This window comes from Lysinibacillus sp. NPDC056185, assembly GCF_047737915.1.
In the GTDB taxonomy this organism is placed as follows: domain Bacteria; phylum Bacillota; class Bacilli; order Bacillales_A; family Planococcaceae; genus Lysinibacillus.
This window is the reverse complement of record NZ_JBLLLQ010000051.1, coordinates 1-22019: the sequence shown is the minus strand read 5'-3', so window position 1 is coordinate 22019 and position 22019 is coordinate 1. Positions and strand designations below refer to the sequence as shown.

23 protein-coding genes and 1 pseudogene are annotated in these 22019 nt (G+C 34.5%); 13 read left to right on the top strand and 11 right to left on the bottom strand.

Annotation, left to right across the window (positions count from 1 at the left end):
- Nucleotides 1-91: 91 nt before the first annotated feature.
- The 3 genes from ACMZ42_RS25760 to ACMZ42_RS25750 form a co-directional block, all read right to left on the bottom strand.
- Nucleotides 92-736, bottom strand: a complete 645-nt coding sequence (locus ACMZ42_RS25760) for a response regulator (protein ID WP_415733250.1) — start codon at nucleotides 734-736, stop codon at nucleotides 92-94.
- Nucleotides 737-1831 carry a sensor histidine kinase gene (locus ACMZ42_RS25755; protein WP_415733249.1) on the bottom strand — a complete coding sequence of 365 codons (1095 nt, stop codon included), beginning with the start codon at nucleotides 1829-1831 and terminating at the stop codon, nucleotides 737-739.
- A gap of 266 nt (nucleotides 1832-2097) precedes the next feature.
- On the bottom strand, nucleotides 2098-3291 hold the full coding sequence (locus ACMZ42_RS25750; protein ID WP_415733248.1) for a YbfB/YjiJ family MFS transporter: 1194 nt from the start codon (nucleotides 3289-3291) through the stop codon (nucleotides 2098-2100).
- A gap of 102 nt (nucleotides 3292-3393) precedes the next feature.
- Between ACMZ42_RS25750 and ACMZ42_RS25745 the strand changes: the two genes are divergently transcribed.
- Entirely contained in the window at nucleotides 3394-4272 is an 879-nt protein-coding gene (locus ACMZ42_RS25745; protein ID WP_415733247.1) for a LysR family transcriptional regulator, read from the top strand.
- 589 nt (nucleotides 4273-4861) lie between these two features.
- A complete protein-coding gene (locus ACMZ42_RS25740) occupies nucleotides 4862-5170 on the top strand; it encodes a hypothetical protein (protein WP_415733246.1) in 309 nt (102 codons plus the stop codon).
- 86 nt (nucleotides 5171-5256) lie between these two features.
- Here the strand turns inward: ACMZ42_RS25740 and ACMZ42_RS25735 are convergent, their stop codons facing one another.
- The 4 genes from ACMZ42_RS25735 to ACMZ42_RS25720 form a co-directional block, all read right to left on the bottom strand.
- Nucleotides 5257-6771, bottom strand: a complete 1515-nt coding sequence (locus ACMZ42_RS25735; protein ID WP_415733245.1) for an ATP-binding protein — start codon at nucleotides 6769-6771, stop codon at nucleotides 5257-5259.
- Nucleotides 6755-7456: a response regulator transcription factor gene (locus tag ACMZ42_RS25730; protein ID WP_370076113.1), complete on the bottom strand. Its 702-nt coding sequence runs from the start codon at nucleotides 7454-7456 to the stop codon at nucleotides 6755-6757. Before ACMZ42_RS25730 ends, ACMZ42_RS25735 begins: the two co-directional genes overlap by 17 nt.
- A gap of 214 nt (nucleotides 7457-7670) precedes the next feature.
- Nucleotides 7671-8264: a DedA family protein gene (locus ACMZ42_RS25725; RefSeq protein WP_415733244.1), complete on the bottom strand. Its 594-nt coding sequence runs from the start codon at nucleotides 8262-8264 to the stop codon at nucleotides 7671-7673.
- The gene (locus ACMZ42_RS25720) at nucleotides 8264-8836 is read right to left on the bottom strand and encodes a class I SAM-dependent methyltransferase (RefSeq protein ID WP_415733243.1); all 573 of its coding nucleotides are present in this window, start codon (nucleotides 8834-8836) and stop codon (nucleotides 8264-8266) included. The genes ACMZ42_RS25725 and ACMZ42_RS25720 overlap by 1 nt, the downstream gene beginning before the upstream one ends.
- Nucleotides 8837-9269: 433 nt before the next feature.
- Between ACMZ42_RS25720 and ACMZ42_RS25715 the strand changes: the two genes are divergently transcribed.
- A complete protein-coding gene (locus ACMZ42_RS25715) occupies nucleotides 9270-9566 on the top strand; it encodes a hypothetical protein (RefSeq protein ID WP_370076119.1) in 297 nt (98 codons plus the stop codon).
- Nucleotides 9567-9719: 153 nt separating this feature from the next.
- On the opposite strand, the pseudogene ACMZ42_RS25710 reads toward ACMZ42_RS25715, so the two are convergent.
- Nucleotides 9720-10172, bottom strand: a pseudogene (locus tag ACMZ42_RS25710) (hypothetical protein); the annotation flags it as partial.
- A gap of 425 nt (nucleotides 10173-10597) precedes the next feature.
- Here ACMZ42_RS25710 and ACMZ42_RS25705 point away from each other — a divergent pair.
- From ACMZ42_RS25705 to ACMZ42_RS25695, 3 genes are all read left to right on the top strand, one after another.
- Nucleotides 10598-11497 carry a hypothetical protein gene (locus ACMZ42_RS25705; protein ID WP_370076123.1) on the top strand — a complete coding sequence of 300 codons (900 nt, stop codon included), beginning with the start codon at nucleotides 10598-10600 and terminating at the stop codon, nucleotides 11495-11497.
- A 159-nt stretch (nucleotides 11498-11656) separates the two neighbouring features.
- Nucleotides 11657-12550 carry an ATP-binding cassette domain-containing protein gene (locus ACMZ42_RS25700; RefSeq protein ID WP_415733242.1) on the top strand — a complete coding sequence of 298 codons (894 nt, stop codon included), beginning with the start codon at nucleotides 11657-11659 and terminating at the stop codon, nucleotides 12548-12550.
- Nucleotides 12547-13344 carry an ABC transporter permease subunit gene (locus ACMZ42_RS25695; RefSeq protein ID WP_415733241.1) on the top strand — a complete coding sequence of 266 codons (798 nt, stop codon included), beginning with the start codon at nucleotides 12547-12549 and terminating at the stop codon, nucleotides 13342-13344. Before ACMZ42_RS25700 ends, ACMZ42_RS25695 begins: the two co-directional genes overlap by 4 nt.
- An 85-nt stretch (nucleotides 13345-13429) precedes the next feature.
- On the opposite strand, the gene ACMZ42_RS25690 is transcribed toward ACMZ42_RS25695, so the two are convergent.
- The 3 genes from ACMZ42_RS25690 to ACMZ42_RS25680 all read right to left on the bottom strand — a co-directional run bounded on the left by ACMZ42_RS25690 (nucleotide 13430) and on the right by ACMZ42_RS25680 (nucleotide 15492).
- Nucleotides 13430-13960: a lysostaphin resistance A-like protein gene (locus ACMZ42_RS25690; protein WP_415733240.1), complete on the bottom strand. Its 531-nt coding sequence runs from the start codon at nucleotides 13958-13960 to the stop codon at nucleotides 13430-13432.
- Between the two features lie 142 nt (nucleotides 13961-14102).
- Complete coding sequence (locus tag ACMZ42_RS25685) at nucleotides 14103-14705, bottom strand: TetR/AcrR family transcriptional regulator (protein ID WP_415733239.1); 603 nt, start codon at nucleotides 14703-14705, stop codon at nucleotides 14103-14105.
- Nucleotides 14706-14892: 187 nt separating this feature from the next.
- Nucleotides 14893-15492, bottom strand: a complete 600-nt coding sequence (locus ACMZ42_RS25680) for a TetR/AcrR family transcriptional regulator (protein ID WP_415733238.1) — start codon at nucleotides 15490-15492, stop codon at nucleotides 14893-14895.
- Between the two features lie 427 nt (nucleotides 15493-15919).
- Here ACMZ42_RS25680 and ACMZ42_RS25675 point away from each other — a divergent pair, with 427 nt between their 5' ends.
- The 7 genes from ACMZ42_RS25675 (at nucleotide 15920) to ACMZ42_RS25645 (ending at nucleotide 21871) form a co-directional block, all read left to right on the top strand.
- Nucleotides 15920-16648, top strand: coding sequence for an ABC transporter ATP-binding protein (locus ACMZ42_RS25675; protein WP_415733237.1), 729 nt, complete (start codon nucleotides 15920-15922; stop codon nucleotides 16646-16648).
- Nucleotides 16645-17661 carry an ABC transporter permease gene (locus ACMZ42_RS25670; protein WP_415733236.1) on the top strand — a complete coding sequence of 339 codons (1017 nt, stop codon included), beginning with the start codon at nucleotides 16645-16647 and terminating at the stop codon, nucleotides 17659-17661. Before ACMZ42_RS25675 ends, ACMZ42_RS25670 begins: the two co-directional genes overlap by 4 nt.
- A gap of 188 nt (nucleotides 17662-17849) precedes the next feature.
- A complete protein-coding gene (locus tag ACMZ42_RS25665; protein WP_415733235.1) occupies nucleotides 17850-18728 on the top strand; it encodes an ABC transporter ATP-binding protein in 879 nt (292 codons plus the stop codon).
- A gap of 18 nt (nucleotides 18729-18746) precedes the next feature.
- Nucleotides 18747-19454 carry an ABC transporter permease gene (locus ACMZ42_RS25660; RefSeq protein ID WP_415733234.1) on the top strand — a complete coding sequence of 236 codons (708 nt, stop codon included), beginning with the start codon at nucleotides 18747-18749 and terminating at the stop codon, nucleotides 19452-19454.
- A gap of 23 nt (nucleotides 19455-19477) precedes the next feature.
- Nucleotides 19478-20188: a response regulator transcription factor gene (locus ACMZ42_RS25655; RefSeq protein WP_415733233.1), complete on the top strand. Its 711-nt coding sequence runs from the start codon at nucleotides 19478-19480 to the stop codon at nucleotides 20186-20188.
- A 9-nt stretch (nucleotides 20189-20197) separates the two neighbouring features.
- A complete protein-coding gene (locus tag ACMZ42_RS25650) occupies nucleotides 20198-21637 on the top strand; it encodes a sensor histidine kinase (RefSeq protein ID WP_415733232.1) in 1440 nt (479 codons plus the stop codon).
- A gap of 75 nt (nucleotides 21638-21712) precedes the next feature.
- Nucleotides 21713-21871 (top strand): hypothetical protein, encoded by a 159-nt coding sequence (locus tag ACMZ42_RS25645; RefSeq protein ID WP_370076145.1) that lies wholly within the window; start codon nucleotides 21713-21715, stop codon nucleotides 21869-21871.
- Nucleotides 21872-22019: the final 148 nt, after the last annotated feature.

Genomic DNA, 22019 nt, shown 5'->3' with positions numbered 1-22019 from the left:
GAGCTGTTCAAAACAGAAATGGACTGCGAACGCTTAGTTACTCAGGAATCCCACTGACATTAGTCAGCTTGTCCCTTTAGGGGTGGGAGTCTCAAACAATTCCATTCCGTACAGCATAAATCGCTAACTGTGTCCGATCTCTTAGTGCAAGCTTCTGTAGAATATGAGTAAGATGATTTTTCACTGTACCGACCGATAAAAATAATGAATCCGCAATTTCTTTATTCGTTTGCCCCTCCCCTATTAATTTAATAATCGTTAATTCACGCTCTGTTAAATTAGAAAGCTGTGTTGTTGACACTTTTGTAGTCGTTTGTTGCAATAACTTAGGCATTAACTTGGCGGCAACATCTTCTTGAATAACCATGCCCCCATCTAATACACTATGAATGCTCGCTATTAGCTTTGCTGGTTCAGACGACTTGACAAGAAAGCCACTTGCACCATCTTTTAATGTTTGGAAGGCATACTCTTCATCATCAAATGTTGTTAAAATCAGTATTTTTACATGCGGAAAATGACTGCGTATATGCTTTGTCGCCTCTATTCCACTCATCTCTGGCATGCGTATATCCATTAACACAAGATCGACATATACTTTCTCAAGTAATACTAAAGCCTCCCGCCCATTGCTCGCTTCTGCCGTAATTTGCAATGTCTCATCTTGCTCAATCATCATTTTCAGACCATTTCGTACAATAGTTTGATCTTCAACTAGTAAAATTCGTTTTTTCATTCAAACTCTCTCCTTCATCGGAAAAGATCCATCAACTATAAAATGTTGCTCCGTTTTATATATGCGTAGCTCCCCACCAATTTCCTGTATTCGTTCCATCATATTTTTTAGTCCAAAACAATACACAAGTGGTGTCTGCTTCATTGATTTGTTTTTAACTTGAAAGCTAATATGTTGTAATGAATCTTTCCCTAAAATGATGTCGACTTCCTTTGAATCACTATATTTCATCGCATTTGTTAAACATTCTTGTAAAACGCGATAAAGCACTATGCATTGCTTATTGGAAATGGGTAATGACAGCACTCCCTTTTCAATAGTAAAACGAATATGTAAACGGCTTTCCATCTCTAGCCTTCGAATTAAGTGTAGCACCGATGTAATGCCATATGCCTCGCTCGATTTTAATTGCCGAACCGCATACCTTGTTTCGTTTAAACTTTTGCGCGCTAATTGCTTAATATCATCTAACTCGTCATGCCCATACTGAATAGATATTATCTCTGCTTGCATAAGTAATGCAGTTAAATTATGTCCTACTGAATCGTGTATATCACGGGCAATTTTTGTGCGCTCCTCTGCTCGGACAAGCTGATCTTGCTCAACGGATAGACGTTTTAATGCACGATATTGCCCTAATAATTCTTTGTACAAAATATTTTTTTCACTGTGTGCTTGCATGTAATGATGCATCACCAATGAACATACAGAAAGAGCAATTAGCATTAGCAGCCCGTATATTGGCAGCCATTGTAACAGAACAAATATCATGCCGATAACAATCAAGCTGCCTATAAGAATATAATAAAATTTTGCCTGTAGTAGAAAAGCGCCCTCTATTATAAAGAAAGCCAAAATCGGCAATGCATACATTATTTGAAGTGAAAAGAATACGCTACAAAATAATATAAGAACAATCGTTATGTAACTTATAATTCGCAACTTTTTCAAAAGAGGTGTGATGAAATATAAAGTTAAGATGGCCGTACAAATGAAAAAAGCGGCTGTCAATGATGCATCCGTGTAATAAGTATGAACTAGGAAAAATGTCATTAATAGCAATATACAACTAATGCGAAAGAGAAAATATTTCATAGATTGACTCCTCCCTATTCTATTATTTTCAACCTATTATACATCTTCAATTCCCTGAAATGTCTTAATTTACAAATATCAATAAAAAAACACTAGACATAATCATCAACATGTCTAGCGTTTTTGGCACATTAGAGCGTGTCATCTCATGATTAGTGAACATCTTACTCGCTCTATCGTTTCATATACATAACAGTCCGTTTTCTGAGGAGTTTGATGACGCTATACAGCTCATTTATAAAACTGACCGTTATTAAGCTTTCTTATTATTCGCTTATGGCATCCAGCTCTCCGACTTTCTCTTTTTCATATTTTAATCCACTAATTAGACATAAAGCTCCAACTGCTACAACAGCTGTTGCGCCAAATAATGCATACTGATAACTGTTTGTATAATTGGCTAATGTTCCTGCAAGGGAAGGACCTAACATCTGTCCCAAAGCATAACCAGCTGTTAGATAACCTAATATTTGATGACTGTTCACTGGCACTATTTGTCTTGCTAATGTTGTGGCCACAGTTGTAATTCCCATAAAGGTTGCTCCAAAAATAAAAGCACTAGTGTAGAGTGTTATCGTATTTGTCGCAAATGCTGGTAAAACAATGCCTAGCCCTTGAAACAGCATAGAAATCAATAATGTTCTCACATAGCCGTATCGCTGTGCCAGCTTAGAACAAAATATGCAGGATGGCATCGCTGCAATCCCGACAACAAACCACACAAAGCTAGCATCACCATGAAAATTCGTTGATTCTTCTGCGATTGACACGATAAATGTTCCCGTGACAATATAGCCAAGGCCCTCTAAGCTATAAGCTAAAATGAGCCACTTCATCCATGTCGTAGGCGGGAATTTTCGCAGTGTTACTGTCTGACTTGATTTCTGTTGGGTATGTTGAGTAACTGGCTTAATGAAAAATACGACGAATACAAGTAATATGACACTAAATAACGCCAAAGCAATCCATGTTCCATCCCAATCAAACATTGCATGAATAGGCGATACAATAATCGCACTTAGAGCAATCCCTGTACCTACCCCACTATAAAATAGCCCTGATAAATGTGATTTACCATTCCCAGCTAACTGATCGAGTACAAGGCTTGAAGCTACTACAAAAACAAATGCACTCATAACCCCTGAAATAAAACGAAATACATACCATGCGATAATAGCATCTGTAAAGCCCATCATAGCCGTTGTCAAAATGCTAATAATGAGCGATATTTGTAAAAAGGGAATACGCTTATCCCCGATTTCTAAGCGACCAGCCACCAATGCCCCTACTAAGTAGCCTAAATAATTACTCGTTGCTAGAAAACCTGCTGTGGCACGACTAAAGGCAAAAGTATCTTGCATATACGGCAGGATAACCGTATAGGAAAAACGACCAATGGCCATGGCAATGACTAATGCAAAAATGCCCCCTATTAAATATTGAAACGTCTGCTTGTGCATATTCTCCCTCCCTCCTCCTCAATATAACAAAATTCCAATTATCACAAATAGCACGAATTCGTTATAATAGATATCAAATAAACTGATGGCTGGAGGGAACTTATGAATATTAATGATCTCTTAATTTTTCGGACAGTCGTGCAATCAGGTAGCTTCTCCAAGGCTGCTGCAGAACTTAATTACACCCAATCCAACATCTCTATGAAAATACAAAATCTAGAGGCCATGTATAATACAACTTTTTTTCATCGAGGACATCGAGGAATCCGCTTGACTCCAAAGGGAGAACAATTTTATGAAATAGTATTAAAAATGCTACATCTCTATGAAAAATCCTTTGAAATACTTCAGGATACCGAGGAACATAAAGGACATTTACGTATCGGTTCAATGGAAACGACTGCGGCACTGCACTTACCTACCTTGTTAACGACTTTCCATAAAGCACATGAACAGGTGGATATCACGATATTGACAAGTCCATCCCAACAAAATATCGAACGGTTAGAAAACTATGAATTAGATGGTGCGTTTGTAAATGGACCCGTATATAAAGAAAATATCCTTGCGAAGGAATTTGTTTATGAGGAGCTTGTTGTCATCACATCTAGCAAACATAAACGAATTGATAGCCAGCGAGATTTAGAGGACAGCACATTTATTACTTTTCCTCATGGCTGCTCATATAGAGCTATTTGGGAGCATTGGTTGCGTGAAGACGGTGTGCAACCACAAAAGCGTATGGAATTTGGCACCCTCGATGGAATCATCGGCTGCGTTGCTGCTGGGCTAGGTGTAACATTACTGCCACGTGCAATCGCTCAAAAATATATGGATACTCAATCACTGTCGCTGCACATACTAGCAACAAAGCAGGCTCAAATCCCGACTTGGTTTATTTATCGCAATGACGAAGTACAATCACCCGCTCTAAAATATTTTTTAGAAACGATTGATGCATACAAATATCCTTCGGTTTGAAGGGTGGGGGCTATCCACGCTTTGAGGCAGGGCTATCCATCTTTTTGACCGTTCTATCCGTCACTTTGAGGCGGGCTATCCATCTCTTTGACCGTTCTATCCGTCACTTTGAGGAGGGCTATCCATCTTTTTGAGGGTTCTATCCACGCTTTGAGGCGGGCTATCCATCTTTTTGATAGTTCTATCCACGCTTTGAGGCGGGCTATCCATCTTTTTGACCGTTCTATCCATACTTTGAGACTGGGCTATCCATCTTTTTGACGGTTCTATCCGTCACTTTGAGGCGGGCTATCCATCTTTTTAAGGGTCCTATCCACACTTCGAGGCGGGCTATCCATCACTTTGAAGCAGCTATCCATCTTTTTGATAGTTCTATCCACGCTTTGAGGCGGGCTATCCATCTTTTTGACCGTTCTATCCGTCACTTTGAGGCCGGGGCTATCCATCTTTTTGACCGTTCTATCCGTCACTTTGAGGCGGGCTATCCATCTCTTTGACCGTTCTATCCGTCACTTTGAGGAGGGCTATCCATCTCTTTGACCGTTCTATCCATCACGTTTAACAGCAAGATATAAAAAAGGAGAAATAAATGGATTTATTTATCGCAAGTAATCGCCAGTTACCTATCCGTTATTACGTCAATGAAGCGATTTGGATTCGTCGCGGTTGCTTAAGTTTACATCAATTAACACTGCCCTTTTTTGTAGAAGTAGAAATAAAAAACCCTCTTCATTTATTGAAAATTACCGAATATGTTCAAGAAGTCCAAAAACAATATAGCTATACAGAAATTCAAATTATTATTAAGGACAAGAATATTTTAATGCACTTACAAAAGAGCCTCCCTCACTCTAATGCCAATCATATTCTCACTATTGAGCAACTCATTCGCCCTTGAAAAAAGGTAGCATTGCTCTAATGCTACCTTACTAATTTTATAAATTATGCCTTGGCATAATTGCGTCCGGAATCCGCTGAAAGAAGTTAAACTGTAACTGGCAGTTCGATGATAAACTGCACCATACCTTCCCTATACTTCGCGTCAATTTTGCCACCATGTAATTCTACTATGCTTTTAGCAATAGCAAGTCCAAGTCCTGAACCTTCCGCTACACTTGTTCTAGATTGATCTTTTTTATAAAAACGATCAAATAAGCTCATTAGCTCTTCAGAAGTAAATTCATCACTTTCATTTGCGACACAGATTTGAACATTACTTTCTTTTCTTTCAAGAGAAACAAAAATCTCGCCATCACCGGTACTATATTTAATTGCATTCATTAATAAATTATCAAAAACCCTGACAATTTTTTCAGAATCTACTGCAACAAAGACTCGCTCGTCCGAGAAATCTTTATTGAATGAACGATGGTTTTCCTCAGCTTGCGGAATCAACTCCTCAATTAGCTGATCAAGAAGTTCATTGATACATACCTCTTGTTGTCCAAGGATAATGCTTTCATTCGTAAGCTTCGTATATTCAAATAGATCATCAATTAAGTTTTTTAACTGTTCGGATTTGGAGAAAGCAATCTTTAGATACTCATCAGATTGCTCTTTCGTGTAGTATCTCTCATCTCTTAACAACCGTAAATAGCCCATAATTGAGGTAAGAGGAGTCCGTAAGTCGTGTGATACATTGGTGATTAATTCATTTTTTTGTTTTTCAATTTTTCGTTCCATTTCAATACTTGTCATAATTGCTTCAGCCATATGATTTACATTGTCTGTTAATACAGCAATCTCATCCTGGCCTTTTTTCTTAATGCGATAGGCTAAATTTCCTTTAGCGATTTCCATGACTCCCTCCGCCAACACCTCAATTTGATTCATTTTTCGTTTCGTTATATAGAAGAATGAAAAGGTAAATACAATAATTGCACTAAATAATGGGATAAGACCCTCATTCGAACTCGCGATAACCATCCCCTCAGGAATACCACTTACAAAGAAATATAAGTTTTTTTCTTCTAAAGTTAATGGATAAAAGGCAATAAATTCTTCCCGCGATTGCTTGATTGTCGGTATCTCATAATTATAGAGTGGATGGTTTACCGCAAAATCCATTACATTCCTAATCTTATTATGCAAATTGATTTGTTCCTCTTCCACTTGCTTTGTTTTGTATAAAACCTTTCCGTTCTCATCGGTAACGATTACTTTTAATGCACTTTGTTTCATTTCAAGTTTTAAATTTTCTGATTCAATCATTTGCTGTATTGCTTCTAAACTATTATCATTGCTGGCTAGATCTGCGGCTCTCTTCGCATGATCATTTATTTCCTGCATCCCTTGACTATAATCAATCTTAGCTGTTTGGTTGATGTTCAAAGCAAATGAAAGAGCGGCTTTTGCTCCAAGTAAACCTAAAAATGTACAAAGAATAAAAGTTGTCAAAAGTTGTATTCTGATACTTTGCCGTACTTTTGTAATGGCATTTATAATGAGCAATTTAAGCTTGTTTAGTATGTATTTAGATGGCTTAATGATCTTTCTCAATTTTATAACCTACTCCCCATACTGTTTTAATATATTGAGGATTTCTAGGATTTGTCTCAATTCTTTCTCGAATTTTTCGTATATGTACCATTACCGTATTTTCAGACTGTAGAGCCTCTTCCTTCCAAACCTTTTCATAAATTTGCTCAGCACTCATCACAATGCCTTGATTTCTTGCAAGCAACTCAAGAATTGAAAACTCCCTTGGCGTAAGCTTTACCTTTTCATTGTTGACGATTACTTCATGTGTGTCGGTACTGATTCGCATATCACCAATCTCTATCTCATTCTCGTCCATCATATCTGAACGATTCATTTTGATATATCTACGAAGCTGAGATTTTATGCGCGCAATTAGCTCTAATGGGTTAAAGGGCTTTGTTACATAATCATCTGCCCCTAATGTTAATCCAACGATTTTATCCATATCCTGAGACTTTGCTGACAGCATAATAATTGGCATCTCAGCTATTTCCCTTACCTTCATACACATTTCAATGCCATCCACGTTCGGCATCATAATATCTAGAACAATTAAATGTACTTTATGCTTTTTTAAAAGACTCAAACCCTCTTCTCCATCACTTGCTTCTAGAACTTCATAGCCTTCATTTTTTAAATAAATGGCAATAAGATTTCTAATCTCTTTTTCATCATCAACTATTAGTATTGTTTCTTTACTCATCTAATCCCACCAATTTCAAAGTATATTCAATTATTTTATTCAGAACCATTATCTTAGCGTGCGGTTGATTAACGTTCCGACTGAGCGCTTTCCAGTGGATATCCAGTCTTCACTCTAATCAACCTATTGCATGCAATATATTTCCTATTAATATTTACAGTTCCTAATTTTAACTATTTTTTTATTTTTCGTATATAAAAATAATAAAAACATCCTACAATACCGTCTTTAATTTTCGTCTATAAAAATAATAAAAACACCCTACAATACCGACGAAAACACCAAAATATATACCGTATTTTGTTGCTAATATTGAAATGGTTTCAATGTGTTTTCCAAAGAACAAACCAAGTGTAAAGTAAATCGATGTCCAAACAAAACCTGCTGTGTAGTAATACAAAGCGTATTTTTTAAACGACATGTTGTTCATACCTACTAAGTATGGAAGTATATGTCTCACGATTGGTATGAAGTAGCTTATAACTAAAGCAAAATGACCATATCTATCTATTAATTCTTTTGACTTTAATAAATATTTAGCCTTGTTCTTTTTCACCAATTTATCAAGTATTTTATGGCCAAACACTTTACCAAGGATAAATCCTAAGGAAAGTCCTGAAACTGCACCAAGATAAGTTATTATAAAAGCTTTTAACACACTCATTTTATCTAATGAAGACATAAAGCCGCCGCTCATAACGATCATTTCATCAGGAAGGGGCATACCCACGATTCCTAACCATAAGCAAAAAAACAAAGCAAAATAACCATATTGCTCGATATATGATACAAGATCCTGTAATCCCATTAAATAGCCCTCACATTTCCAAGTTTACAGCTCAGCACATAGGCAGGCGGAAGGTTAATCCATACTTTTTCATGTGTAATATCCTCAAAATAGTTTTGGATAAAGGATTTCCTAACAAGTGAATATTGGAATGTAATAAATTTTCCGTCTTCTAAGCATTCCTTTACATTTCGTAAAATACGTGAGGAAACGACAGAATCCAAAGACGTAAAAGGTAACCCAGATACGACATAATCAATTTTTTCGATTTTTAATGCTGACATATATTTGCATAAATCCTCAGCTGATCCATATATTACGATTATACTCGGCTCATGTGCAAATTGTTCACGTAGCTTTTCATAAAAAATCTCATTATTTTCAATAAGAATTAACTTTGTTGACTGCTCTTTTCTTTTTATTAATTCTTTCGTAAACGAACCTGTACCCGGACCTAGTTCAACAATACATTGGGCATTTTCAAAACAAATTGTTTCGATCATTTTTTTGGCTAGTTTTTTTGAACTAGGTGAAATCGCACCTATAGTTTTTGGATGTTTTATAAATTCAGTAAGGAACGTGATAAATTGCATAAATTTTCTCCCCGATCATTAGTAATTATTAGATGCTTTTACTATAAAGTGCATTTCTTAAAGAATTGCGGGGAGATTTCTTAAATTTTTCTTAAGAGTTTACATTATTTAGCTGTATTTATAATCGGATAACTATGATTAAGACTTTGTTTCCTTGTCCTCTTTATTTTCAGAGACTACAGGATTAATAAATGAAGCACCAATGATACTAATGCTTTCCTGGGGGCATCCGATGAGCGCTTCGCAGCAGTGTCTCAACTTTGACGCTAATCCTAAAGGAGTCGCCTAGTCTACACTTCAAATAGAATACGTTTTAACAAATGTCATTCACAACTTCTAGTGATAATCTACACAAAAACAAATATGGTAAATAAATGAAAACGATGTATATTATTCTATTTTTATAGTAAAATTTAATTTGGAGGTGATAAATATGCAATATGTCACAATTGAAATAATTGATACTATAGGATTGAATCAAAGAGAAAAGAGAATGTTACAAAATACTGTTTTAAATTTTGCAGCTATGAGTAATGCTATAATTTTTAAAGAAGATTTAGTAATTAATCCCTTGGGTGATGGAAACAAAAATATTGGCGTGGTTATGGTTTATGCTAAACCATTGGACGAGGATCGTGGTGAAGAGTTAAAAAAATCTTTATCAAATAGGTTCTCTGTATATTTTAAAATGAGTGATCTGGATTTGAAAGCTCAAATTAAAATGCATTGATGTATTGGGTGATTTTTTTAAAAAACTATCTTTTTAGATAGTTTTTTTTCAGCATAATCTATTAATTTCTCTACAAAGTGTTATATACCTGTCTATTTTGGAAATGGTCAAAAATACAATAAAAAAGAACACCCAAATTAGGTGTCCTCCAACTTATTTACTATCATTCAAATCATCTGGATAAACAACTTTGTTAATTACCTCTCCATTTGATTCATCTTTAAAAATTACTGTAACTTTAAACTTCTCAGGGTCCGTTCCGCCGAAAAGTTGATAATACATACCCACTATAGCAAGTCCCATTGATGACATAGCATCAAAACTGCTTTCAAACTCTTCTTTATTTACAGTAAGCGTAAACTCCGTAAAAGACTTGTTATAAGTTACGTCTTTAATAGAAGGAAAATCATCACTAGTTTTAATCTCGTCTACTGTTTCTAAAACACTTTTCTCTAGCTCTTCCATCATTTTTTTATGAACTGATTTAGACATTTTGTATGTCACAGAGCCGTCGTTGTTTTTGATGGCTTCCTTAATTCCTTCTTTTTTTGCTTCAGTAATCGCTTGATCAATGTCCTGACCTTCATAAAAAGAAGCTGGTATAGTAACCTCAACATTTAAAAGTCCTTTATCAACTTTTAACGACTCGTCTTTAGATGTTTCTTCTGTTGTTTTATCAACATTATCGGTTTTCTTACCACGATCACTTTCTCTTTCAGGTAGTCATCTAATTTATTAGAAAAATATGAAATTTGGTCAACAAAACCTATTAAGCCTATTTGCAAATAATTTCCTAATTGCATTTTAGAACGTTCTTTTGAAGCAGGATTGGGGTACAAATTGTAGTACACGTTAAATGAGTACCCCTCTCCCCCACTTTATACGACTTAAATTCCCCTTAAAATTCAGAGAAGGTATTCAGGTCATTAGTTCTAATGATTATTTACTACACAAAATAGTCATACAATTGCTTCCAGTTGAATAGAAACCTATATAGAGTTATACGGAAAAATAAAGTGGGGTGTAAAAGGATGCTTAAACTAAATGATGCAAAAGAAACGGTACTCGGAATTGTGCAACATGACCCATTGTTTGTCGTAATACAAAATACACCTTTAGAAGAAATACTTTATAACGACGACTATTTAGCGCATATTGAAGAAACAAATTATTATTCTACATCAGAAGTCGCAGGTTGGTTTGAAATTACGGATGCGATGCTTCGCTATTACATTAAACCATTTGAACAGTATATTTTTGATAATGCTTCGAATAGCCCAAACACCAATATTCGTTTGAACCTTCCTGCCATCTTAAGACTTCGTATGATTTTACTGCTAAAAGATGAACACCGCGTCAGAGGCTTAAAACATCTACTAGGAATTGATGACAACGGTCAACTCTTCAAACATCAAATAACTGCGACAACTATGGGCACTGATGATTTAGCGAATAAAGTTGATATTCTTGGAAATGTTCTGCAGCAAATGATACAAACAGGACTTTTTAATATTCTTCCAAACGAAGAACATGGATCCATACAAGTAACGATCAATCAAGACTTTCTCGCACAAAACATTCAATTAGTATCCTCGGAATCAGAGCTTCAAGTAGAAGAGATTCAGAAAGACACAGCTGAACTTAAACAAGAAAATGAAAATCTACAAAAACAAATTTCAGAACTGCAAGAGCGTAGCGTAAAGGATATTGTTCAAAAAATTCGTGAGCGTCATATTGAAAATGAAATTGTGTCGACATTACGGACAGAAGCATTACAGCAATTTTCAGCGAAAAATAAGGCAGGCTTTTTCAGAAAAACTTTTCGTTCCTCTCAAATTGAGATGGAAAAGGAGCAATTTGTGTTGAGTTATATTTCGGAGCACTTAGAAGAACGTTTAGAAGTAGCACTGAATAATTATTATGGAGAATAAATATCTTCAAATTGATATTACATGTGAAATTGTAATCACTAAGCGGAGAACATGAAGGTGTCTTTTAAAAAAAGCCATTCATGTTCTTTTTTATAGTCATTTATTTTTTGAAAAATAGTCTTATAATCATTATAAAGAACAGTCCAAGAGGTGAATTGTATGGCAATGATCGAAGTCAATAATTTAACTAAAAAGTTTGGCGATTTTTATAGTGTACAGAATGTGGACTTACAGATTGAAAAAGGTGAAGTGTTCGGATTTTTAGGTCCAAATGGTGCCGGTAAATCTACTACAATACGGCATTTAATGGGCTTCTTACAACCCACGGGAGGACAGTGTTTCATAAAAGGATTGGATTGTCGACAATCTTCGGCTGAAATTCAAAAGTTTGTAGGCTATTTACCTGGTGAAATTGCGTTTATCGATAAAATGACTGGACAACAATTTATCAAATTTATTGCCCAAATGCGAGGATTACATGATTTAACAAGAGCTAATGAACTCATGCAATATTTTGAATTAAATGCCACTGGGCTTATTAAGAAAATGTCAAAAGGTATGAAGCAAAAACTTGGCCTCATTTGCACATTTATGCATAACCCTGAGATAGTCATTCTAGATGAACCGACAAGTGGATTAGATCCTCTTATACAAACAAAGTTTATCGATTTTATTTTAGCTGAAAAAGAAAAAGGAACAACAATATTCATGTCCTCTCATATGATTGAAGAAATTGAAAAAACTTGTGACCGTGTAGCGATCCTTAATGCTGGGAAAATTGTTGCAACTGAAACAATTGCTGACTTAAAAAAACAAAAATCTAAAAAGTTTTTAATTGAATTTCAGAACGAGCAAGAGCTCTCTCGTTTCTTAGGAGAGCAACTTAAAATTGAACAAATCGGGCCAACACAAGCTATTATAAAAGTTCAAGGTAATGTCCAAACATTACTTCATACATTAGCAGACTATAAAATTAATGACCTCGATATCATTTCACAATCACTTGAAGATATATTCATGCATTACTACGAAAGTGGAGGTAAAGAATTATGAACTTTACTTTGCTAAAACATGAGATGCTAGCTGCTATTAAACTTTTTAGTATTATTCTCGCTGTATTAATGCTCTATATCATTAGTATCGTCTATATGTATAACCCTGAGATGAGCAATACTCTTAATAAGCTTACCGAAACAATGCCTGAATTAATGTCGGCATTTGGTATGAGTAACATAGGTAATACGTTAATTGAGTTTCTATCAACCTATTTGTATGGATTTTTATTGCTTATTCTACCGTTAGTTTTCATCATTATGTCGGCAAATAAACTAATTATGGGCTATATCGATAATGGTTCAATGGCATACTTAATCGCGACACCGAATACACGTTTTAAAATTGTTTTCACTCAAGCATTTTTTTTAGTTGCTAGCATCTTTATATTGCTCTCCATAACAACTTTGGCAGCAGTTATATTTTCAGAGATTCTATTTCCAAATGAATTGGATATAAGTGCTTTTTTGACATTAAATATCGGTCTTTTTTTCTTACACTTTGCCATTAGTGGCTACTGCTTTTTTGTATCCTGTAGTAGCAAGGATTTAAGAACCTCTTATGCATATAGTACAGGAATTCCTATTCTTTTTTATTTAATTCAAGCGCTTAGTAATATGGGTGGTTCTTTAGAAAAGCTTAAGTACTTCACGATTTACTCATTGTTTACACCTGAAAAATTAATGACTCAAGATAGTTCGTCTATTTGGATGCTAGGGGCATTATTTTTAATTGGGATGCTATGCTATATGCTCGCTATTCGTGTTTTTGTTAAACGTGATTTGTACTTGTAAAATGTAGAACGTAGAATTGGCTTGACTTGTTTTTTTCTAAGCCAAGCCAAATTATTTATAGGCTGAAGTTAAATAAATATAATTTCTACATTGTAGGTGGTAAATAAATATTTAAAAAGGTTAAAACAGTTAAGTTACCGATATCTACAATAAAATGTGAAAATATTACCCATCTCAAGCTCTTTGTTTTAAAATATGTAATTGCCCAAACAACACCGGCTAAACTTAAATAAATATATAAATGATAGGATTTACTAGCAATAGAAAATACTCCCCACATTAATGGATGACTAAGTACAAAAAATAAAGTTGTATACAATATACTTAACCATTTAGGAAACCAGTTTGCCAGACCATCCAGTAATATCCCACGCCAGTACAGCTCTTCAAACCAAGGATTTATAACAGCAAATAATAACCATAGCACAATAAGAAAAGTAGAATTAAATAACTTATAGTTCATGAAAAATATAGTTAACGGAAACATTCCTAATAGTAAAGATATCGTAATCCAAATTTTAGAAACTTCAGATTTTCCTAGCCAATTTTTAATCGGCTTATCTCCTTTAAAATAAAAAATACAGATTCCAATTGTACTCCAGTAAACTATCGCCAAAGGAATCCAAGCCCACCCTTGTATGTACTGACTAAAGATTGATGCAGTTATAAAGCCTAATCCAATGATCACAAATGGTGATAGTAGAAGATATATACTTTTTTTACTACTCATATTATTTGTAGCCAACCCTTCTTTGATTTTATTCTTTTGTAAAAATTTTCATAAGCATATTTGCATCAGGTATCGGGCATTCTGGCCATTGAATTTTGTTAATTGCTAAACCTTGTATAAAAGCAAAATAAGTAACAGCTAATGTTACAGGATTTGCTGAAATGATTTCCCCCTCTTCCTGACCTGCTACAATCATAGGCAATGTAGCCTCAACAGGTGATAGTGCATTATCCCTTGTTAGAAACTCTTTTACTTCATTTGGGATAGCGTCAGAAGTACTTGCCTGTATCATAATCAAAAATAAAAAAGTATGTTCTGTATCTATTAAGTTATTTAATATTTGCTCTGTCATCCACTTTAATTTCTCAAGCGGTGTACCCATTTGCTCAATTGCTTTCTGAATAATTTCAATAGAACTATTAGCAGCTTTTTTTACAAGCATCGAAAAAATTTCATCTTTTGAATCAAAATAATGGTAGACAAGTCCATGGCTTAAACCAGCTTCTTTAGCAATATCACTGATTTTTGTTGCCACCATTCCTCTTCTGGCAAAGACTATTAATGCAGCTTGTAATATTTGTTCTTTCCGTGCATCTCTAAGCTCCTGGTTTTGTTCTTCACTTCTTGGCATTAATACAGCTCCTTTTTTGATTGATTAGTCAGTCAATATAAAGCCATTTTATTGTTCAATACAATATTTGTCAATCTTTTAACAGATTTTGAGAGAATTTTCTCAAATAAAATGATTAAAAATTACTTTCTAATTAAAAGATACTTTTTAGTAAGGAGATATTGAGAGCATCTCCTTACTAAAACTTTCATTGCTGCAAAGAGGCCAAATCGCCAAGGAATCGCAATAAACGAAAATGAATCATTGCTAACTCCTCCACGTTTAAATCTTCATTTCCACTGTCTAACCACTCTTGAATAACACCTAAAATCGCGGAAGTTAAAAAAGCTTCAAAATATCGTTGGAATTCTGGATCAAGCCCTTCTTCCCGCATAACAGAAATTCTGTCCAATATATGATTACTAAAAACTTTCTTCATCCTCTTACTAAAAGCAGGGCTCCCCTGCTCCCCTAAAATTACTCGAAAGGCTGTTGCATGCTCTTTAATATATTTAAACACTGCTATAAATGGCTGATAAAGTTGACCTAATTTTATCGTGTGAAAGGCATCTAGTGGTTGAACGTTTTTTACATAGCTTTCTAGTTCATTTAATAATTCCTGCTGCAAATCCTCCATCACTTCATATTTATCTTTATAGTGTAAATAAAAAGTTCCTCGATTAATGTTTGCGGTAATAGCAAGGTTTTTTACTGTTACTCGTTCAAAACCTACTTCCCCTATTTGTATAAGTAATGCATTTTTTATAGCCCGTTTCGTTTCAAAATTCATAATATCGTGAATAGACATTTAGATCCCCCATTGTATTATCACTTTATTCCGATCAGTTCTTAGCGATGTTGTTATATGATCACAACAAGGTCAAATATTTGTAATTACAGTATTACCTTATTTATCGGCATTCTTCTTTATTTATTTCCATTAATTTCATTTAGCAAAATTGTTATTTAAAAATATTTTTAAAAATGTCTAGAGTAGTACCGTAGCATTAAGAATATATATCTTAAATGATTATAAAATCGGAAAATTCTCCATTGAATATGATGATTAATGGCTACTATTTTCAACGACTAAAGCAGTCTGATTTCATCTAGCCCGAAAATGTTAAAATCCAAAATCACTTAACACTTTCTAGCTATCTGTTTATTGTAATTTCCAATACACTGCCTTAAAATTTCAGTATCAACACTGTGTTCAGTAAAGGAGAGATGGATATATGGGAAACAATGCAATTTCATTAAACTCCATTGAAAAAAAGTTTCAACAAAAACAAGTAATTGCCCCGCTTTCCTTAGAAATTCCTAAGGGTCAGCTTATTGGCTTACTTGGTCCTTCAGGCTGTGGGAAAACGACGTTAATTAAAATGATTATGGGAATGATTAAGCCCGATAATGGCAATATTCAAGTGTTAAATCATACAGTTCCTCACAAGCAATTATTGACGGATATCGGCTATATGGCACAATCTGATGCACTATATTTGGATTTAACCGGTGAAGAGAACCTTCATTTTTTTGCAAAGCTTTATCGTTTATCAAAAAAAGAGCGTGTGGAACGTGTCAATTATGCTGCCAACCTTGTTCATTTAACGGAAGATTTAAATAGTAAGGTGTTGAATTATTCTGGCGGAATGAAACGAAGATTATCCCTTGCAATTGCCCTTATCCAAAATCCAAAGTTGTTGATTTTAGATGAGCCAACGGTTGGTATTGATCCCGTATTGAAAAAAGAAATTTGGCAGGAGTTAATCCGTTTAAAAAACGATGAGCATAAAACAATTTTAGTAACGACACATGCAATGGATGAAGCAGAGCGCTGTGACCAGTTAACAATGCTACGCAATGGTCATATTATCGCGCATGGAACACCACATGATTTGAAAGCTCATTATCAGGCAAAGGACTTTGATGAAGTGTTTTTAAAGGCTGGAGGTGAAACACTATGAGAATCGGCGCAATTGTTACAAGAATTATGCAGCAAATGATCCGCGATAAACGTACACTTGCCTTATTATTTTTTGCACCTCTTCTTGTGCTTTCGTTAATGTATTTTGTTTTTAATAGTAACGAACCTGAAATGACACTAGTCGTATCGAATGGTCCAGCATCAATCATTGAAAAGCTTGAAGAAGCAGATTTTCATGTTATTGAAAAAAATGATTTTTCTATTGTCAGTTTAAAAGATGAAAAATATGATGGCTGGTTAGCTTTTCATCAAACGCAATTGAAGCTCACATTATTAAATGATGATCCGTCTACAGCTAAGGCTTTAAAGATGAAGCTATCTCAAGTTTTGCAGCCAGAACAATCTGCAATGATGAAGTTGACGAGTGAGTATGTATATGGCGATGAAAATACCGCTACTTTTGATATTTTTAGCCCAATGCTTACAGGCTTCTTTGTTTTCTTCTTCGTCTTTTTAATTACAGGTATAGCGTTATTAAAAGAACGAACTTCAGGGACATTGGAACGCTTACTAGCGACACCGATTAAACGTTCTGAAATTGTTGCTGGCTATATAATTGGTTATGGATTGTTTGCATTTATTCAAACGACTATTATTGTTCTATTCGGGATTTATGTCCTTGATATCGTACACGTTGGCTCCATCTGGCTTGTGCTACTAATCAATATTGTCGTTGCACTTGTTTCATTATCATTAGGAGCTCTGTTATCAAGTTTTGCTGCATCAGAGTTTCAAATGATGCAATTTATTCCGCTAGTCATTGTACCGCAAATTTTCTTTTCAGGTATTTTCCCACTTGATAATATGGCGGAGTGGCTGCAAAATATTGGGCTTATTATGCCACTATACTATGCCGCAGACGCGTTAAACGGGGTTATGTATAAGGGCTATTCCTTTAGCGAAATTCTAGCCGACTTAGCGGTTCTTGCTTGCTTCGCTCTTGTATTTATTACATTAAATATTTTAAGTCTAAAAAAATATCGATCATTATAATCAAAAGGGTTCTGCTCAAAAACTGGGCAGAACTTTTTCAATTAGAAAATCACACCAATTTTCTATTAGCAAAGGAACTAGTATTCATCTATACTAAATTTACAGTTAATAGTTAAATGTTTTGCAGCGTAATTTATAGAAACTTAAATGACTTACAATAAAAAGCCTAAAAATAAAGGTGTGTAAAGATGAATACGATTATGGAAATACAGAACATTTCTAAACAGTATAGAGGTAAGAGAATTATAGAGAATGCTACATTTTCTATTTGTGCCAATCAAATTATAGCCCTAGTAGGAAAGAATGGGTCAGGTAAGAGTACCCTTCTAAAAATTATTGCGGAATTAGTCGATGCTGACAGCGGTTCTATCGTGAAACATCGACAATCTTTAAAAATTGGCTATGTGCCAGAAGTGACCCCTTCACATATTTTGTTTACGCCTGAAGAATATCTTTATCATATGGGCAGTATTCAAGGCATGGCTAAAAAGCAACTACAGCAAAAAATAAATGAGTTACTTGAATTATTTCATTTACAGGAAGCTCGGAACATTCGGATTGTTAATTTTTCTAAGGGTATGAAGCAAAAGGTTATGATTATGCAGGCAATGCTTGAAGACACAGATCTACTTATCTTAGATGAACCATTATCAGGACTCGATCCTAAGGCCCAAAGTGACTTAGAAGAAACTCTCTCTATTTTAAAGGACAAAGGGTTAAGTATCGTTTTAACATGTCACGAAACAAAATTACTGCAACATCTTGTTGATACAGTTTTTGTTATTCAAAATAATAAGGTCATTCAAGCTGATTCATTCAATAAAAATGATATAAAGAAAAACAAATTAACTTTTGAAATATCAAGTGATAAATTATTGGACAACCTATTTCCTTTTCTTGAAATTCAGCATCGAAGTCTTTTAAATAATGGTTGTCATGAGGTCATTACCGTTATTAAAACAGAAGATACAGATCAAGTATTACTAGATCTCCTACAGAAAAAAGCCTCTATTAAACAATTAATCCCAATTAATCAGAAGGAGGAACAATTTTATACCCATTTTTAAGGAGGAAAAGAAGCTAACATGACTAGTTTATTGCGTTATCATTTTATTAATTATTTAAGGACCTATAAATATGTCCCACCCTTTACAATTTTCATTTTATGTCTTGTTGTCAACTATACCTTTACCCCAAATCCTATATTAAATAGCTATTCGTTTACAGCTATTATTCTCTTTTTTCTAATGGGATGGTTTACAGTGACACTATTTCACGCAGAAGACGAAGGACAAAAAGTAATAACAACACTTCATGCCAAAAGTCGAACGCGATATAATTTAGGAATTTTTATAATTTGTGTACTGATTGGTTTATTCTTAAGCTGTGTATCAGTGATCTACCCTACTCTAATTGGCGCCTTTGGAGAAAAACCAAGATTTATACATCAATTACTAGGATTCCTCTCTCATTTTAGTTTAGCTGTACTAGCTATTGCACTTTCAGCTATTTTCACGAGAGAACTCGTTAACAACAAACAAAATACTTGGTGGGGTGTACTTGCCATTTTAATTGTATCTGTCGTTATCGCTACTTTAAAAGAGACAATTTTGCAGATCAAGGGACTAATTTGGCTGCTTCCACCTGTCCGTTTTTCACTGGAAATAATGAGTTCAGAAGATTCTATAAAGTCAATACCGAACAGTTTTTATTGGCAATTTGCCTGGATATTCATCTATGCAAGCTTCGTCATCTTGTTGTTCTTCCTCCTATCAAATCGAAAAAGGAAGTAAATTTCTAACGAAGGAGAATTCTTATGGTTAAAAAAGCCAAGGTGCTAATTATAGAAGATGAAAGTGCTATTGCAACTATTATGAAGGACTACTTAAGCGTCAACCATTTCGATCCTCATATCGTTAATACTGGTCATGAGGCAATCCAATTTATGAAGGTAACCTATCCTGACTTCATTATTCTTGACCTTTCTCTCCCGGATTGCGATGGTATCGAATTATGTCGCCAAATTCGTGAAAATAGTAATGTTGCTATACTAATTTTAAGTGCTCGTAACAGTGACACCGATAAAGTTCTTGGCTTGGGATTCGGTGCAGATGATTATATGACAAAGCCATTTTCTTTAAGTGAGCTTGTGGCAAGAATAAATGCTCATTTACGAAAACAGGATAGATGGCTGCAGGACAATGCAAGCCAGATGGATATGATTCAAATCGATCATATGGAAATCAATAAAAATGAATATACTTTTTCACGTCATAAAAAGCACGTTCCTCTATCAGCTAAAGAATTTGATCTACTATTTTTTCTAATGAAAAATCGTAATCAAGTTTTCTCTAAAAATCAGTTACTCGATGCTATTTGGGGCTATGAGACATATGGTGATGAAAATACGATAACCGTTTACATTAGACGTCTACGCGAAAAAGTTGAAATCGATCCATCCTGTCCTGTTTATATTCAAACCGTTTGGGGCGTTGGCTATAAATTTAGTACTCAAAACCATTTGTAGGAGAGCACAATGTACTTAAAAAATTGGATGAAGAAATGGTTATGGTCGACACTAATCTGTGTTTTACTGTTGTTTATTTGTATCTTCACATTATTTTTCACAAATTTTAATCGTAATAACGAACCACAAAATGAATATGTGATCAATCAAATTCGTTTAAAAGTAAATGAACAATTATTGTACATAGAAGATCATTTTACAAGTCTCGAACAGAATTTAAATTTACGCAATCCCCTCCAAGAAATGAGCAATAGCAAAGGAATAGATATTACAGTTGTTCAATTAGATGGAAAAATTATTTTTAATTCAATCGAAGGCGATATTTCACAGCTTATTAACTTAGAAGAAGATTTACATTATGATTTATTTACGTCTCAACAACAACCTGGGATCATAAAAATTGCCTTCCCTATAATTAGTGAGAAGCATGAACAACTGGGGAACGCTATTTTTACTATTGATAGAGATATACTCTTCCCCATAGAACAGCCTAGTCCTAGCAATTTTATACTTTTATTCGTATGTGGTTTATTATGTTTTTGCATTATAGGACTGACCTTGTACTTTGTACGGAAGTCTAACAAGGAGATCTTGCTTCCTTTAAATCATTTGAAAAACAATACCAAGGAAATTATTAAAGGTAATTATGAACAAAAAACAGTATATTCGCGGGCAGATGAAATCGGTGAATTGTATGCAGTGTTTGATCAAATGCGCCTGGAAATAAAAAACCTTACTATTCAACGAGATGAACAAGAACAAAACCAAAAAAAGCTTATATCTAGTATTTCTCATGAAGTAAGAACACCTCTAACAACAATAAAAGCTTATTTAGACGCTATTTCTGAAGGAATTTGTCCTGATATGAATTCGCTTATGTCGTATATTCAAACTATGCAGACAAATACTGAAAAAATGTCCAGGTTAATTGATGATTTATTTATTCACACTTTGAAAGAACTTGGGCATATCCCGGTTAACTTAATAGAGCAATACAGCAAAGATATCTTTACGAATATTTTGCATCCAATTCGTCATTACGTCCAAACAACCGGTATTCATTTTATCGAGCCAGAGTCTATCCCTAATGTACTTATTCAAGTAGATAAGCATCGACTAGAGCAGGTACTTTCAAACCTTATTACGAATGCACTAAAGCATACTACTAAAGGCGATTCCATAACCGTTTCTATCAATATTGAAAATCAATTACTATACATTAATGTAATAGATAATGGTAATGGGATATTGCCTCAAGATATGCCTTTTATTTTTGAACGCTATTTCAGAGGTATTCAAGCTACAGGTGAGACTGCTGTGAAAAATGAAGGAGCCGGACTCGGATTATCTATATGCAAGCATATTATGGAAGCTCACAATGGTTCCATTTCATTTAAAAGTAAGCAAAATGAAGGAACAACATTTACATTAACACTTCCTATTATTTAAATTTTTTAAGAGGGTAATTTCGAAAAATTAAGAATATAAATAATGAAAGTCAGAAAAAAATGGGAGAGTGAAGACATGATTCATGACATAGGGGAATATGTAAAATATTTAGATGGTGTTCATAAACGAACGATGCAATATATGAAGGCAATACCTGACGAACTTTTAGATTGGAAGCCCTCAGAAGATAAATTTTCTATAGGTGATTTATTCATATTGCATCATCTCGTTTGATGTTCCTCGGAATATTTGAACACGGCTCGTGGACGTACGCAGGACATGATACTATTGAGACTCCCACCCCTAAAGGGACAAGCTGACTAATGTCAGTGGGATTCCTGAGTAACTATGCGTTCGCAGTCCATTTCTGTTTTGAACAGTT

What these genes read in the sequence shown, in the direction of transcription:
- ACMZ42_RS25760 (WP_415733250.1), bottom strand. Translation starts at nt 736, where the DNA reads ATGAAAAAACGAATTTTACTAGTTGAAGATCAAACTATTGTACGAAAT.
- ACMZ42_RS25755 (WP_415733249.1), bottom strand. Translation starts at nt 1,831, where the DNA reads ATGAAATATTTTCTCTTTCGCATTAGTTGTATATTGCTATTAATGACA.
- ACMZ42_RS25750 (WP_415733248.1), bottom strand. Translation starts at nt 3,291, where the DNA reads ATGCACAAGCAGACGTTTCAATATTTAATAGGGGGCATTTTTGCATTA.
- ACMZ42_RS25745 (WP_415733247.1), top strand. Translation starts at nt 3,394, where the DNA reads ATGAATATTAATGATCTCTTAATTTTTCGGACAGTCGTGCAATCAGGT.
- ACMZ42_RS25740 (WP_415733246.1), top strand. Translation starts at nt 4,862, where the DNA reads ATGGATTTATTTATCGCAAGTAATCGCCAGTTACCTATCCGTTATTAC.
- ACMZ42_RS25730 (WP_370076113.1), bottom strand. Translation starts at nt 7,456, where the DNA reads ATGAGTAAAGAAACAATACTAATAGTTGATGATGAAAAAGAGATTAGA.
- ACMZ42_RS25725 (WP_415733244.1), bottom strand. Translation starts at nt 8,264, where the DNA reads ATGGGATTACAGGATCTTGTATCATATATCGAGCAATATGGTTATTTT.
- ACMZ42_RS25720 (WP_415733243.1), bottom strand. Translation starts at nt 8,836, where the DNA reads ATGCAATTTATCACGTTCCTTACTGAATTTATAAAACATCCAAAAACT.
- ACMZ42_RS25715 (WP_370076119.1), top strand. Translation starts at nt 9,270, where the DNA reads ATGCAATATGTCACAATTGAAATAATTGATACTATAGGATTGAATCAA.
- ACMZ42_RS25705 (WP_370076123.1), top strand. Translation starts at nt 10,598, where the DNA reads ATGCTTAAACTAAATGATGCAAAAGAAACGGTACTCGGAATTGTGCAA.
- ACMZ42_RS25700 (WP_415733242.1), top strand. Translation starts at nt 11,657, where the DNA reads ATGGCAATGATCGAAGTCAATAATTTAACTAAAAAGTTTGGCGATTTT.
- ACMZ42_RS25695 (WP_415733241.1), top strand. Translation starts at nt 12,547, where the DNA reads ATGAACTTTACTTTGCTAAAACATGAGATGCTAGCTGCTATTAAACTT.
- ACMZ42_RS25685 (WP_415733239.1), bottom strand. Translation starts at nt 14,705, where the DNA reads ATGCCAAGAAGTGAAGAACAAAACCAGGAGCTTAGAGATGCACGGAAA.
- ACMZ42_RS25680 (WP_415733238.1), bottom strand. Translation starts at nt 15,492, where the DNA reads ATGTCTATTCACGATATTATGAATTTTGAAACGAAACGGGCTATAAAA.
- ACMZ42_RS25675 (WP_415733237.1), top strand. Translation starts at nt 15,920, where the DNA reads ATGGGAAACAATGCAATTTCATTAAACTCCATTGAAAAAAAGTTTCAA.
- ACMZ42_RS25670 (WP_415733236.1), top strand. Translation starts at nt 16,645, where the DNA reads ATGAGAATCGGCGCAATTGTTACAAGAATTATGCAGCAAATGATCCGC.
- ACMZ42_RS25665 (WP_415733235.1), top strand. Translation starts at nt 17,850, where the DNA reads ATGAATACGATTATGGAAATACAGAACATTTCTAAACAGTATAGAGGT.
- ACMZ42_RS25660 (WP_415733234.1), top strand. Translation starts at nt 18,747, where the DNA reads ATGACTAGTTTATTGCGTTATCATTTTATTAATTATTTAAGGACCTAT.
- ACMZ42_RS25655 (WP_415733233.1), top strand. Translation starts at nt 19,478, where the DNA reads ATGGTTAAAAAAGCCAAGGTGCTAATTATAGAAGATGAAAGTGCTATT.
- ACMZ42_RS25650 (WP_415733232.1), top strand. Translation starts at nt 20,198, where the DNA reads ATGTACTTAAAAAATTGGATGAAGAAATGGTTATGGTCGACACTAATC.
- ACMZ42_RS25645 (WP_370076145.1), top strand. Translation starts at nt 21,713, where the DNA reads ATGATTCATGACATAGGGGAATATGTAAAATATTTAGATGGTGTTCAT.